Here is a 12,886-nt window from a genome sequence, read left to right on the forward strand (position 1 = left end):
GGTGTCTGCCTGCCGTGTCGCGCTACACCGTGCCCTTGAGGCCGAGATCGAGGATCGTCTGGGAGGTCAGGGTCCGTGCGGCGGCGCGTGCCGCCGCGACATCGCCCGCCCCGATCGCATCGATGAGGTCATAGATCAGCGCGCGGCTTTTGCGGCTATGGGCGCGGACGAAGGACGCGTTCACGTAGATCAGCGTCTGCTGCATGGTCTTGTCCCAGACCTCGTGCAGCGCCTTGTTGCCTGCCGCGGTCAGCAGCCATTGCGACAGCCGGCCGTTGAAGGACGGATGACCGCCGGTGCCGTCGAGCCGGTCGAAGGCGGCATCCATATCGCGTTTGATCGCTTTGACGCTCTCGGCCTGTGCCGGCGAGTGGTTGCGCGCCGCGAGCTCGGCCGCGTATTCGAGGAGCGCCAGACGCACCTGGAACAGTTCGAGCAGCTCCTGTTCGCTCAGCGTCTTGATGCGGACGCCGTGCCACGGCGCGCGCTCGGCGAGGCCGTCGGCAACGATCGCTTGTAACGCTTCGCGGATCGGCCCGTTCGAGAAACCGAACTCGGTGCGAAGCTGCACCTCGCGAATGCGTTCGCCGGGCTTATAGGTGCCGTTGAGAATGCGTTCGCGCAGGATGCCGGCAAGCCAGCCGGTGCGCGAGAAGCGTTGCGGGTCCTGCGTCTCCGCCGGAAGCGCGACATCTTCGGCCTCGGCAGATGGCGGCCGCGCCGGCTTTGATTTCGGGCGGTCTTGCTTAACATTCTTCGTCGCCCGCGTCATCGATTGAGGCATTCCGGAAAGTGTAGCCGTGGCGGCGATAAAAGCACGGTGGTCGCCACCACGGCAACCGGGTCAGAAGAAGCGGCTCTGGTAGCTGTGCGGGTCCTTCTGCGCGAGAGCCCACTGGCCGAGCTCTTCATGGCGCGCGAACCACACGTCCGGATGCTGCTTGATGTAGCCGATGACCTCCTCGAACACCGACGTGATCATCGGTCGGCCGCCGAAATGCGTGTGCAGCGTCAGCACCAACAACGACATCGGCTCGTTCTGGTAGAGATAGTCGAACGTGCCTTTGTAGACGTCCCACAGATCGCGGGGGCTCGAGCGCAGCACGCGATTATCGGTGAAGTCGCTGTTGGGAACGGCGGCGATGGCGCCGTGCTTGGTGTCGAGCTTGATCGGCAGGTCGGTGTAGGTGACGTCGGCGTGGAACGACAGCTTCTGCTCGGCGAGGAAGTCGACGGTATGCTCGGTGAAGGCGAGCACCGAGCTCAGCCAACCGGTCGGCCGCTTGCCGCTCACGTCGCCGAGGATGTCGATGCACTTCTTGATCGTCGCGCGCTCTTCCTCCGGCTCCATGTAAGCCAGCAGCGCATCTTGCGTGTAGTTGTGGCCGCCGACGTCGTGGCCGGACTTCACGATCTGCTTCACCGTATCGGGATGAAGTTCGGCAAGCCGCGCATTGGTGAAGAACGTGCCCGGGATCTGCAGCCGGTCGAGCGTGCGGATGACGCGCCACACGCCGACGCGCGCGCCGTAAGTCGACCAGGCGCGGCCGGCGAGATCGACGGTGCCGGGCTTCAGATGCGTCGTCTGCACCGAGTAGTTCGGCGCTTTTCCTTCGGCCCAGGTCTCGTACATCACCGTGACGGCGACGGCGACGCGTTTTCCGTTCGGCCACGCCAGCGTTTTTTGTTGGGTCATCTCTCCTCCTCGTTTCCTCGATAAAGGCGCCCGCGTGCAAAGGCCGCGCGGAAGGGGCTTGCCTGATGTTGAATGATTAATTATTAATAATTAAGAGGTCAAGGACGGCGAAGGATGCCGTCAGCCGCAGAGCCGCAAAAAATGCGGCCAATACGGGAGAGGAAACGATGCGCTTCACGCGACGCTCGACTTTGACTGCCCTTGTGCCGGCGGCTCTGATGCTGGCGACGGCTCACACGGCTGTGGCCCAGGACGCCTGGCCGGATCGGCCCATCCGCTTCATCGTCACGTCGGCCGCGGGCGGCGGCATCGATCTGATGGCGCGCATTCTGGCCGACGGGCTCAGCCGGCAATTGCCCAAGCCGGTGGTGATCGAGAATGTCGGCGGCGCCGGCGGACTGGTGGCCACCCGTCTCGTCGCCAAAGGCGACGCCGATGGCTACACCTTCCTGTTCCAGGGACCCGGCCATGCCGCGCTCCCTTACATCCATCGCAATCCCGGCTACGACGTGAACAAGGACTTCGCGTCCGTATCGTTGGTCGCGACCTATCCGCTGGTGCTCACCACCAATCCGAAGCTCGGCGTGAAGACGCTGCCCGAGTTCATCGCCATGGTGAAGGCCAAGCCCGGCAAGTACACCTTCGGCTCGAGCGGCGTCGGCGGCGCCTCGCATATCCCGCTGGAGGCCATCAAGGAGCAGGCCGGTCTCGACATGGTGCACGTGCCTTACCGCGGCAGCGGCGCGACCAGCGCCGCGCTGTTGGCGGGAGAAATCGATCTGACGATCGACGGGCTCGCGCCACAGATCGGCAACATCCAGTCCGGCCGCGTCGTGCCGCTGGCCGTGTCAACGCGTGAGCGCGCGCCGCAGATGAAGAACATCCCGACCATCGGCGAGACGCTGAAAGGCTTCGAATATCCGATGTGGGTCGCGGTGTTCGCGCCGGCCAAGACGCCCAAGCCGATCGTCGACAAGTTGGCCGCGGCCATTGGCAAAGCGGTGCAGGATCCCGCCATCAAGAAGCGCTTCGACGAGCTCATTGTCCAAGGCGTCGGATCGACCCCCGCCGAGCTGGACAAGTTCGTTCATGAGCAGCTGGCGTTTAATAAGAAGATCATCGAAACCGCGAACATCAAGGTCGGCGACTGACGCGGCAGAGGAAGAGCAGCGATGGCACAAGAACTCTCGCGTCCGGCCGATCTCGCCGCGCTGACGACGCTGACCGCCTTCGTGGTCGACTATTGGTACGAAGTCGACCGCAACTGGGGGCGCAACGCACAGGACTTCTATGTCGATGACGGCGAGTTCGTCATCGGCGACAAGGTCATGCGCGGCAAAGAGGGTGTGGCGGGCTTCTATCGTTGGCGGGAATCGCGCGGCGAGCGCACCGCGCGTCACCTCGTCAGCAATTGCCGGCTCTCCGCCCTCGACGGCGACCGCGCCACGTTAGAATGCGTCATGTGCCTCTATGCGGCGGACGGCAGGCCAGTGCTGCCGTCGCTGCCCGCTATCATGATCGCGGATGTCGTTGCCGTGTGCGAACGCGGCGCGGACGGCCGCTGGCGTTTCCGGTCGCACCGGCTGCTGCCGGTGTTCGAAGGCGGCGTGCCGGCAACAATTCCGCCTGACGCTTGAGGCAAAGCAGTCAGCGCATCAAAGCGCGAGCGCAGGTTGTGATCTGTTGAACTAGAGCCGCTCATTCCCGCGAAAGCGGGAATCCAGCGCGGCACATGAAACGTTCGCCCGTTTGGCCCTGGGTCCCGCTTTCGCGCTGGCGAACGGAGCATTGGGCAATTCAACCAAACGAACGATGATACGCGTTAGCGCGCGCTTCGTGGTGCCCATCGAGGCCGACGCAAGTGTGGACGAGACTTACGTCTCTTTCTTCAAAGCCCGGCGCACCTTGTCCAAGTCCTGCGTCCAGGTATCGACGCGCGCGGCGAGCAGATCGCGCAGGCGCTGGGCGGCGGCGGGATAACCTTCGAGCGTTTTACGGAATAGATTGCGTGGGACGCGCACGACCGTCGTCGGCTCGCGGGCGATAGCGGTGGCCGGCGCGACAGTGTCGGTCAGCAGGGCCAGTTCGCCGATCAGCGCGCCCGGGCCGGCGACGTGCTCCTCGCGTTCGGTGAATGTGCCGGGCTCCAGCAGCAGCGAGCCTTCCTGCACCAGATAGGCGGCATCGGCGAGTTCGCCCGCGTAGAACAGCACGGACCCGCTTTGCAGATGGCGGGCCTCGGCGCCAATGGCGAGCACCTGCAGAGCCTGCCGGCCAAGCGCCGCAAACGTCGGAACCTGCTCGAAAAAAGCGATGTCGTCTTCGAGAGCCATCTTACTCCGTCACACCGGGCGTCCGCCGACGCGAGGCGGCGGGCGAAACCCGAAAGCCAGACATACTATGAAGTGTATGGGTTTGGCTTCTGGATTCCGGGCGCGGCGCACACCGGAATGACATGGTCGATCAGGGCACGAGCTTGTAGCCGCCGGCTTCCGTGACCAGGATCTGCGGCGTCGCCGCGTCATTTTCCACTTTCTGGCGCAGACGATAGATGTGCGTTTCCAGCGTGTGGGTGGTGACGCCGGAATTGTAGCCCCAGACCTCCTGCAGCAGGGTCTCGCGCGACACCGGCTTCTGGCCGGCCCGGTAGAGATAGCGCAGGATTGCCGTTTCCTTTTCGGTCAGCCGAACCTTGCTGCCTTTCGGATTGAGCAGCAGCTTCGAGGACGGGCGGAAGCTGTACGGGCCGATGTTGAAGACGGCGTCTTCGCTCGCTTCATGCTGCCGCAGTTGCGCCCGGATCCGGGCGAGCAGGACGGCGAAGCGGAACGGCTTGGTGATGTAGTCATTGGCCCCGGATTCGAGGCCGAGGATGGTGTCCGAATCCGTGTCGTGGCCCGTGAGCATGATGATCGGCGCCTTGAAGCCCGACTTGCGCAGCATGCGCACGGCTTCACGGCCGTCGACGTCAGGCAGGCCGACGTCCATGATCACGAGGTCGACCTGGCCGTTCTTGGCGGACTGGACGCCCTTGGTCGCCGTTTCGACGGCCTGCGGCTCGAATTCCTCGTGCAACGCCAATTGCTCGACCAGCGCCTCGCGCATGTCGGCATCGTCGTCGACGATCAGGATTGTCCGTTTGTTGGGCATTGGGCCCCTAAAATATTGGATATTGCTGGTCAATCGCGAAGTAGAGCATTCGGGGGTAAAAGAGCAAGGGTGATCGGCCTTTAGAACTACGTCCTACCCTCACGAATTTGCGTTATTTTATGCGAAATCGCACATTTTCTCGTTTGATCGTCCGCCGCAAGCCGGGTCACCCCAGCCGTGGATGGCTCACGGCAGGACCATTGTCCCTGCCTGTGGCGCTCGGTCGTGGCAGCATCAAGGCCAATAAGTTCGAGGGCGACGGGGGCACCCCGCGCGGTCGTTTCCGCCCGCTGCGGCTGTGGTGGCGGGCCGACAAATTCCCCCGCCCGGCGACCCGCCTGCCGGTGAAGCCGATCCGCCCGGACGATGGCTGGTGCGAGGATCCCGGCGATCGTCATTACAACCGGCCCGTGAAGGTGCCGGCCGGCAGCAGCGCCGACCGCCTCACCCGCGATGACGGACTTTATGACTTCATTGTCGAGATCGACCACAACACGCGGCCACGTGTTGCCCGGCGCGGCAGCGCCGTGTTCATCCATGTGGCGCGTCCCGGCTTCAAACCGACCGCCGGCTGCGTCGCGTTGACGACGCCGGCGCTGCGCCGGCTGCTGGCGCAGCTCGGCCCGCGCACGGAGATCGTGATCGAGTAGCAATCGTCATTCCGGGGCGCGAGCACTTGCGAGCGAACCCGGAATCCAGCCATGAGGTCCGTGTTCGCTTCTGGATTCCGGATCGCCGCTTATGCGGCGTCCGGAATGACACTCAACTCGGATTATCGAGGCTGAACGTGTGCGAGCGGTCGTCGTAGGCGAAGGCTTCGGCGAAGCGCGCCCAGGCCACCACCGCGCGCATCGTCCGCTCGGCATCTTCTTCCGCCATATGATCTTCCAGCTCGTCGATGAACCGGCGGCGCGGCGCGACGTGGTGCGCGCGTTCCGTCAGCACGCGCTTGATATGCGCCGCCAGCGGCACGTGCGCGAGAAGCTGCGCCTGAAAGAGCTTCTTGCGGTCGTCGACGCCCGCCTCGGCGAACTGCTTGCCGTACTCGGTCAGCTTGATATCGCCGCCTTCGATGTCGGCAAAACGCAGGAGCTGCAGCGCCTCGGCGACCGGAAACAGATCGTCGACTTCCATCTGCAAAGTGCTGGCGATCACCGGCAGGTCGGCCTGGCCGTTATAGGGCGCGCCGGCCACCGCCTCCATGAGGCCGGACATCGTGTTGGGCGATACCCGCGGCAACACCATGTCGATGCCCATGCCGGGGAAGCCGCCGGCCACGACGCGCGGCGGCTGTTCGACCGGCCGCGCGGTGAGCGCGACGTAAATGCGCTCGACCAGATCGCGGAAGGCCGGTTCGAGCCGGCTGCGCGGATGCGGCAGATCGACCTTGATCTCTTCGATGATGTGACCCGGGTTGCGCGAGAACACGAGCACGCGGTCGCACATCAGCACCGCCTCCTCGATATTGTGCGTGACCAGCACGACGCCTTTGATCGGCAGCCGGCCTTCCAACCACAGATCGAGGAAGTCGGTGCGTAACGTCTCAGCCGTCAGCACGTCGAGGGCCGAGAACGGTTCGTCCATCAGCAGAATGTTGGGATGCACGACGAGGGCGCGCGCGAAGCCGACGCGTTGGCGCATGCCGCCCGACAGTTCGCGCGGATAAGCGGACTCGTAACCGTCGAGGCCGATGAGATCGATGCCGGCGAGCGCGCGCCGGCGGATCTCCGCTTCGGGCAGGCCGAGCGCTTCCAGGCCGAGTTGCACGTTCTCGAGCACCGTCAGCCACGGAAACAGCGCGAAGGTCTGAAACACCATGGCGATGCCGGGCGCGGGGCCGCGCACCGGCTGTCCGTGATAGAGCACCTGGCCGGACACCGGCTGCGCGAGGCCCGAGATCAGCCGCAGCAAGGTCGACTTGCCCGAGCCGGAGCGGCCGAGCAGGCCGACAATCTCGCCTTCCTTCAGCGTGAGATTGATGTCGTTGAGCACCAGCAGGCTTTCGCCGTCCGGCTTGGGGAAGGCCTGGCAGCACGATTGGATTTGCAGCAATGCGTTGTTCATGGCGGCTTTCCTTTCAGTCGAGCCGGAACTTGCGTTCGGCGTACCAATAGAGCGGACGCCAGAACAGGCGATTGACGAGGACCACGTAGAGACTCATCACGGCGATGCCGAGCACGATGCGCGGATAGTCGCCGGCCTCGGTTGCTTGCGCGATGTAGGCGCCGACGCCGCTCGCTTGCAGTTTGGTCGAGCCCCAGCTTGCGACTTCGGCGACGATGCTGGCGTTCCAGGAGCCGCCCGACGCGGTGATGGCGCCCGTGACGTAGTAGGGAAACACGGCCGGCAGCGCGATCTTCTTCCACCACAGCCAGCCGCGCACCTGCAGGTTGGTGCCGACGTCGCGCATCTCCGACGGGATCGCCGAGGCGCCGGCCACGACGTTGAACAGGATGTACCACTGCGTGCCGAGGATCATCAGCGGGCTCAGCCAGATATTGGGATCGAGGCTGAAGTAGACAATCGCCGAGACCGCGACCGGGAACAGCACGTTGGCCGGAAACGCCGCGAGGAACTGGGCGACCGGTTGAATGAATTGCGCGAGCCGCGGCCGCGTGCCGACCATGACGCCGAGCGGCACCCAGACTACGGTCGCCAGCGCGATAAGGACGATGACGCGGACGAGCGTGAAGAAACCGAGGAGCAGTGCCGTGCCCGCATCGGCCCAGGCGATGCTGGTGAACACGAAGTGCGCCACCTGCCATAGGAGCGCGAGCGTCACGACGATGACGAAGCCGTTCCAGAGACGGTCGGCCCAAGGACCGGTCTTGCGGACAGGCGCCGGCTTTTCATCGCTCCGGCCGGCAAGCGACCACTGAAAGGTACGCCGCCAGACACTGGCCAACGGCGCGATCAGCAGCGCGACCACGCGCGAGCGGCGCAGCACGTCGAGCACCCATGAGCGTGGCGGCATGACGCCGGCCTGTTGTTCGACACGAAAGCGGTCGGCCCAGGCGACCAGCGGCCGGAACAGAAGCTGGTCGTAGAGCAGGATCACCGCCAGCATGGCGACGATGGCCCATGTCACCGCCGCGAGGTTCTCTTCTTTGATGGCGAGCGCGATGTAGGAGCCGACGCCGGGCAAGGTGACGGTGGTGTCGCCGACGCTGATCGCCTCGGACGCGACGACGAAGAACCAGCTGCCGGACATGGACATCATCATGTTCCAGATGAGCTGCGGCATGCCGAAAGGCACCTCGACGCGCCAGAACTGCATCCACCGCGACAGGCGGAACACGCGCGAGGCTTCGGTGAGCTCGACCGGCACGGTGCGCAGCGACTGGTAGAACGAGAAGGCCATGTTCCAGGCCTGGCTGGTGAAGATCGCGAACACCGCCGCGAACTCCGCGCCGAGTACGCGGCCGGGCGCGAGCGACATGAAGAAGACGACCGTCACCGAGATGAAGCCGAGGATCGGCACCGACTGCAGGATGTCGAGCAGCGGCACCAGGATGACCTCGGCGCGGCGGCTCTTGGCCGCCAAGGTCGCGTAGGTGAAGGTGAAGACCAGCGACAGGACCAGCGCGACCAGCATGCGCAAGGTCGTGCGCGCCGCGTATTCCGGCAGATTTTCCGGGGCCAGCGACAGCGGTGCGGTCTGCAGCTCGGCCAGCGGCTGCAGCAGATGCCGGCTCGCTTCGGAGATGAAGACGAGCATGGCCAAGGTGATCAGCACGGCCAGTGCGTCCCATCGCGTGAAGCGCCGGTCGGCCTGTGTAACGGAAATTGGAATGGCGCCGCGCATTTGTCCGGGGCTCCGGCTGCAGTGTTAACGACCGCGATCGGGCGCGCGGCGAGCGCGCCCGGCATTGATCGCGGGCAACACCCCACGATTATGTATCCGCTGTGTGACGGTGGCCGCCGCGCCGCCGCGCCGGCCATAGCAGGGGCTGCGACTTATCGGCTCGTCGGCGACATCGGCCTCCATCGACCACGCGCAGACGAGCCGCTGCGTCCGCGGATCGAGGTGCCATGCGGCGGCGAGCCGCAGCGGCACGGGCCGGGGAACGATCGTGAATGCTGGGGCGCGGGCGTGTGTTGGCCGCCGCGGGTGGCGGACCTCACGGCGGGAATCGTCGTTGCGGACGACGACAAATGGCGTGCGTGCGAGCTTCATGGCTCACCTCCCGTCCGGTCCCGATTGACCGCGGAGGTGAGCGAGCGGCGGGTGCTTAGACCCGACTCCCGTTCAGCCGGAGCGATCGTCCGAGAACGACGTGCTTGATGTGGCTGGACGCCCCGAAGACCGGCATGCCGATCGTCGTGGCGCGACTAGGGTAGCTGTCCATTTTGTCCTGACATGAGTTGTTCGAAGAGCCTTCGAACAAAGTGGCCGTACGCCCGCGGTTAAAGGCTGTCAAGAAAAGATAGCGTATCGCGCCGGTCGACGACGCGCGCGGCGCGCATCGCACGCGCATCGTCGTCCGATCACTTGGTGAGGCGGGCCGACTGCACGGCTTTCTGAAACAGCGCCGTCATGGCGTCCGCGATTCCCTGCGTCGGGCTGACCTCGAAATAAAGCCCGGGCGAGGCGCAGCTCTGCATGTTCTGCGCGATCTTGCTGTTCGGCGACGGACCGTACGGGCCTTTGTTGAACGGATCGATCCAGCTCATGTACCAGCCGTTCGTGGGCAGCGCCAAATACGTCGTGTAGAGCACGGCGATCTTGATGCCGCGCTTCTTGATGGACGTGCAGAGAGAGGGATTCAGCGGCTCCTGGCACCGCGTATATTTTTTGTTGGTCTGCGGATCCTGTCCGGCCGTCGTCGGCTGCGTGCAGGCGCCGTTGTCGGCGTCGGCGACTCCGTCGGAGACGAAGAACAGCACCTTTTGCGGCGCGCCCGACGTCGCGCCGTCGCCGGGCGAGGTGATTTCGCTGTTCATCTGGGTGAGCACGCTGAAATCGGTGTCCGTATCGCTGGCATAGTTTTGATACGGCACGGTCATCAGGTCGATATTGTTGGCGGCAGTCTTGGCGCTCGACAGGCTCGACGACAGGGAGAATATCCGCGTCAGCCCGGCCTGCTGTGCGGCCGCGCCGAAGGTGTAGATCGCCATGCGAAACTGGTTGGATACCGTCTGGCTGGTGCTGGCGGTGTCCATGAGTTGTTGGGTCGCGCTGCGCACCACGTCGACGCGCATCGTCACACCGAGTTTTTTAGCCAGCCCGTAATAATCGTTCGGCGCCGCATCCATCTGGTGGCAGGCGAAGGCGCATTTGTCCGACGTGTTGGACACCATCTTGGAGACATCGGAGGGCGTCGCGCCGACGCCCATCGACGGCGTGTTGTCGAGCAGCAGATAGAAGTCGATGTAGCTCGGCAAGGCCGACGCGGCGGTCGACGAGCCCCTGACGTCGAGCGAATTGATGTTGGCGATGCTCATGAACGACGTGGGCACGGCGGCCTCGTAGTTCACGATGGAGTTGCGGCCGAGCGAGCTGTCGCTGACGGACACCGATACGGTGCTGCCGGTGACGCCGGCCAGCGACGCGACCTGTGCCTTGAAGAAATTGATCGCATTCGTCTGCGCCGTTGTTGCCGACACCGACAGCGACGCTTTGTTGACGGCCAAGAGCGCCGCCGCGTCGGCATAGGCATCCAATGCCGCTTTGGTTCGGTTGGCGACGCTGTAGTCGATGGCGGCGCCGACCGCGAACGCAAGCGGCAGCAGCGCGAGCCCGAATATGATGGCCACGTTGCCGCGCCGGTCGCGACCGAAACGGCGCGTGTGACGGCGTAGCAATCTCAGGACGGTATGCGGGAGTGATATGTCGGGAAAGTAGCGGCGAGGCATTGTCTTACACGGGCGGGACGCGTCGTCGCGGCCGTGTATCACAGTAAGACCTAAGGCAATGTTAGGCGCCGGTCGGGCCGCGTCGGGTCCGAACGCCTCGGCGGCAGGCAAATGTTACCGCAGCGTAATCCTTATTTAAGCCTGATGTGACGAAGGGTACGGCGTAATAACCACGTAAACTGTTCGGACATTGCTTGAGCGCAAGTTTGCCCCCGCACTGTCACGCGACACTTCGCCGCCGAGAACCGCACATGGATATGAGACCGCCACTGGGCCCGCAGTCCTCGCTGTCAGTGCCGGAGCAGATCGGGCGTGTGGTCGCCGTCAACGGCGCGACCGCCACCGTCGAGCTGACGATGCGGCCGGGCGCGGGCGAGTTGCCGACGGTCGGCAAGTTCATGGGCCTTGCCACATCCAAGGCGTTGATTCTGGGTATGGTCACCGAGGTCAGCGAAGGGCCTGCCCCCGCCGGCGGTTTTCGTAAGGTCGCGCATCTCGATTTGATGGGCGAACTGCCGGCCGGCGGACGATTTCAGCGCGGCGTGACCGAGTATCCCAATATCGGCGATAGCGCGCACACGTTGGGCGAACGCGAACTGCGCCAAGTGTATGGCGCGGCCGACGGCGACCACGCCTCGATCGGCGATCTGCAGCAGAATACCGATATCGGCGTCCATATCGACATCGACTCGCTGGTGAGCCGGCATTTCGCCGTGCTGGGCGCCACCGGCGTCGGCAAGTCGAGCGGCGTCGCCATCATCCTGCAGAAAATTCTCGATCGCCGGCCGAACCTGCGCATCTTTTTGGTCGATCCGCACAATGAGTACGGCCGCTGTTTCGGCGACCGCGCGCAGGTGATGACGCCGCGTAATCTGCGGCTGCCGTTCTGGCTGTTTAACTTCGAAGAGACGGTGGATGCGTTCTTCGGCGGCCGCCCGGGCGTCGAGGAGGAAGTCGAGATCTTGTCGGAGGTCATTCCTCTCGCCAAGGCCGCGTACCTTCAGTACCGCAACAACAACAACAGCATGCTCGCCAAGCGACGCGATCCGCGCGATGCCGGCTTCACCGCCGACACGCCGGTGCCCTACCGCATCGAGGATCTGATCAACCTTCTCGATGAGCGCATGGGCAAGCTCGAGAACCGCTCGCGCGCAGCCGTCTATCACAAGCTGATCGGCCGCATTCAAACCTTCCGCAATCATCCGCGCTACGCGTTCATGTTCGAGAACGCGAATATCGGCGGTGATACCATGGCGGAGATCATCTCGTCGCTCTTCCGCCTGCCGGCGGACGGCAAGCCGATGACCATCATGCAGCTCGCCGGCTTCCCGGCGGAGGTCGTCGACTCGGTGGTGTCGGTGCTGTGCCGCATGGCCTTCGACTTCGGCCTGTGGAGCGATGGCGCCGCGCCGCTTCTGTTCGTCTGCGAAGAAGCGCATCGCTACGCGCCGGCCGACAAGGCCATCGGTTTTGGTCCGACCCGCCGCGCGCTCTCGCGCATCGCCAAGGAGGGCCGCAAATACGGCGTGTTCCTTGGCCTCATCACGCAGCGCCCGGCCGAGATCGACCCGACCATCATCTCGCAGTGCTCGACCTTGTTCGTCATGCGATTGTCGAACGACCGCGACCAGACCCTGATCCGCTCGGCGGTCTCGGACGCGGCGGCGAACCTGTTGTCGTTCATCCCCTCGCTCGGCACGCGCGAAGTGTTCGCCTTCGGCTACGGCGTCGCGCTGCCGACGCGCATGCGCTTCAAGGAATTGCCGCCTGCGCTGCGGCCGGCGAGCGAAGCCTCCGGGAATACGCGGACGGATGCGAGCGCCAATATCGGCCGGGACATGATTTCCTCGGTGATCGACCGCTGGCGCAGCGCGACGATGAGTCATCGCATGGCCGGCGACGAGTATGCGGACTACGACGCGCCGCCGGTGCAGCCGCAGATGCAGCCGGCCTACGCGCCGCAAGCGCCGGCCTATCAGCCGCCAGCACCCGCGTATCCGTCGCCGCCTGCGCCGCAGCCGAGCGCGCTGCGCTCGAGTCTGTTGAAGAAGCCGCTCGATGCTGGCTTCGGCGGTTCGTCGAACCCGCCGCCGCCCGGTTTTCCGTCGCGGTATAGGTAGCGCTTCAACCGTTTGAGCTCAGCGACATGGGAGAGCGGCGCCACGCGCTCTCTTCCCCCTCTCC

12 protein-coding genes are annotated in these 12,886 nt (G+C 64.7%); 4 read left to right on the forward strand and 8 right to left on the reverse strand.

The window, feature by feature from the left end; translation table 11 throughout:
- Positions 1 to 22 precede the first annotated feature (22 nt).
- Together DW352_RS18995 and DW352_RS19000 are read right to left on the reverse strand one after the other, a co-directional pair.
- Complete coding sequence (locus DW352_RS18995; RefSeq protein WP_162827057.1) at positions 23 to 772, reverse strand: GntR family transcriptional regulator; 750 nt, start codon at positions 770 to 772, stop codon at positions 23 to 25.
- A 72-nt stretch (positions 773 to 844) separates the two neighbouring features.
- Positions 845 to 1,696 carry a polysaccharide deacetylase family protein gene (locus tag DW352_RS19000; protein ID WP_115692800.1) on the reverse strand — a complete coding sequence of 284 codons (852 nt, stop codon included), beginning with the start codon at positions 1,694 to 1,696 and terminating at the stop codon, positions 845 to 847.
- 167 nt (positions 1,697 to 1,863) lie between these two features.
- On the opposite strand from DW352_RS19000, the gene DW352_RS19005 reads away from it, so the two are divergent.
- Together DW352_RS19005 and DW352_RS19010 are read left to right on the forward strand one after the other, a co-directional pair.
- Positions 1,864 to 2,847, forward strand: a complete 984-nt coding sequence (locus DW352_RS19005; protein WP_115692801.1) for a Bug family tripartite tricarboxylate transporter substrate binding protein — start codon at positions 1,864 to 1,866, stop codon at positions 2,845 to 2,847.
- Positions 2,848 to 2,868: 21 nt separating this feature from the next.
- Positions 2,869 to 3,333: a nuclear transport factor 2 family protein gene (locus DW352_RS19010; protein WP_115692802.1), complete on the forward strand. Its 465-nt coding sequence runs from the start codon at positions 2,869 to 2,871 to the stop codon at positions 3,331 to 3,333.
- Positions 3,334 to 3,570: 237 nt separating this feature from the next.
- On the opposite strand, the gene DW352_RS19015 is transcribed toward DW352_RS19010, so the two are convergent.
- On the reverse strand, positions 3,571 to 4,029 hold the full coding sequence (locus tag DW352_RS19015; protein WP_115692803.1) for a cyclic nucleotide-binding domain-containing protein: 459 nt from the start codon (positions 4,027 to 4,029) through the stop codon (positions 3,571 to 3,573).
- A 130-nt stretch (positions 4,030 to 4,159) separates the two neighbouring features.
- Positions 4,160 to 4,846, reverse strand: a complete 687-nt coding sequence (locus DW352_RS19020; protein ID WP_115692804.1) for a response regulator transcription factor — start codon at positions 4,844 to 4,846, stop codon at positions 4,160 to 4,162.
- 119 nt (positions 4,847 to 4,965) lie between these two features.
- On the opposite strand from DW352_RS19020, the gene DW352_RS19025 reads away from it, so the two are divergent.
- Positions 4,966 to 5,496, forward strand: coding sequence for a L,D-transpeptidase family protein (locus tag DW352_RS19025; RefSeq protein WP_115692805.1), 531 nt, complete (start codon positions 4,966 to 4,968; stop codon positions 5,494 to 5,496).
- 112 nt (positions 5,497 to 5,608) lie between these two features.
- Here the strand turns inward: DW352_RS19025 and DW352_RS19030 are convergent, their stop codons facing one another.
- The 4 genes from DW352_RS19030 to DW352_RS19045 all read right to left on the reverse strand — a co-directional run bounded on the left by DW352_RS19030 (position 5,609) and on the right by DW352_RS19045 (position 10,657).
- Entirely contained in the window at positions 5,609 to 6,910 is a 1,302-nt protein-coding gene (locus DW352_RS19030; RefSeq protein WP_115692806.1) for an ABC transporter ATP-binding protein, read from the reverse strand.
- A 13-nt stretch (positions 6,911 to 6,923) separates the two neighbouring features.
- Positions 6,924 to 8,651, reverse strand: coding sequence for an ABC transporter permease (locus DW352_RS19035; RefSeq protein WP_115692807.1), 1,728 nt, complete (start codon positions 8,649 to 8,651; stop codon positions 6,924 to 6,926).
- Positions 8,652 to 8,675: 24 nt separating this feature from the next.
- The gene (locus DW352_RS19040; protein WP_162827058.1) at positions 8,676 to 9,023 is read right to left on the reverse strand and encodes a hypothetical protein; all 348 of its coding nucleotides are present in this window, start codon (positions 9,021 to 9,023) and stop codon (positions 8,676 to 8,678) included.
- Between the two features lie 311 nt (positions 9,024 to 9,334).
- A complete protein-coding gene (locus DW352_RS19045) occupies positions 9,335 to 10,657 on the reverse strand; it encodes a TadE/TadG family type IV pilus assembly protein (protein ID WP_425374666.1) in 1,323 nt (440 codons plus the stop codon).
- Positions 10,658 to 10,959: 302 nt separating this feature from the next.
- Between DW352_RS19045 and DW352_RS19050 the strand changes: the two genes are divergently transcribed.
- On the forward strand, positions 10,960 to 12,822 hold the full coding sequence (locus DW352_RS19050; RefSeq protein WP_115694499.1) for an ATP-binding protein: 1,863 nt from the start codon (positions 10,960 to 10,962) through the stop codon (positions 12,820 to 12,822).
- Positions 12,823 to 12,886: the final 64 nt, after the last annotated feature.

It is taken from the genome of Pseudolabrys taiwanensis (genome assembly GCF_003367395.1).
GTDB lineage: Bacteria > Pseudomonadota > Alphaproteobacteria > Rhizobiales > Xanthobacteraceae > Pseudolabrys > Pseudolabrys taiwanensis.

Bases quoted from the DNA above. Each gene is read 5' to 3' on its own strand.
- DW352_RS19030 (WP_115692806.1), bottom strand. From the start codon at position 6,910: ATGAACAACGCATTGCTGCAAATCCAATCGTGCTGCCAGGCCTTCCCC.
- DW352_RS19025 (WP_115692805.1), top strand. From the start codon at position 4,966: ATGCGAAATCGCACATTTTCTCGTTTGATCGTCCGCCGCAAGCCGGGT.
- DW352_RS19035 (WP_115692807.1), bottom strand. From the start codon at position 8,651: ATGCGCGGCGCCATTCCAATTTCCGTTACACAGGCCGACCGGCGCTTC.
- DW352_RS18995 (WP_162827057.1), bottom strand. From the start codon at position 772: ATGACGCGGGCGACGAAGAATGTTAAGCAAGACCGCCCGAAATCAAAG.
- DW352_RS19050 (WP_115694499.1), top strand. From the start codon at position 10,960: ATGAGACCGCCACTGGGCCCGCAGTCCTCGCTGTCAGTGCCGGAGCAG.
- DW352_RS19005 (WP_115692801.1), top strand. From the start codon at position 1,864: ATGCGCTTCACGCGACGCTCGACTTTGACTGCCCTTGTGCCGGCGGCT.
- DW352_RS19040 (WP_162827058.1), bottom strand. From the start codon at position 9,023: ATGAAGCTCGCACGCACGCCATTTGTCGTCGTCCGCAACGACGATTCC.
- DW352_RS19000 (WP_115692800.1), bottom strand. From the start codon at position 1,696: ATGACCCAACAAAAAACGCTGGCGTGGCCGAACGGAAAACGCGTCGCC.
- DW352_RS19020 (WP_115692804.1), bottom strand. From the start codon at position 4,846: ATGCCCAACAAACGGACAATCCTGATCGTCGACGACGATGCCGACATG.
- DW352_RS19015 (WP_115692803.1), bottom strand. From the start codon at position 4,029: ATGGCTCTCGAAGACGACATCGCTTTTTTCGAGCAGGTTCCGACGTTT.
- DW352_RS19010 (WP_115692802.1), top strand. From the start codon at position 2,869: ATGGCACAAGAACTCTCGCGTCCGGCCGATCTCGCCGCGCTGACGACG.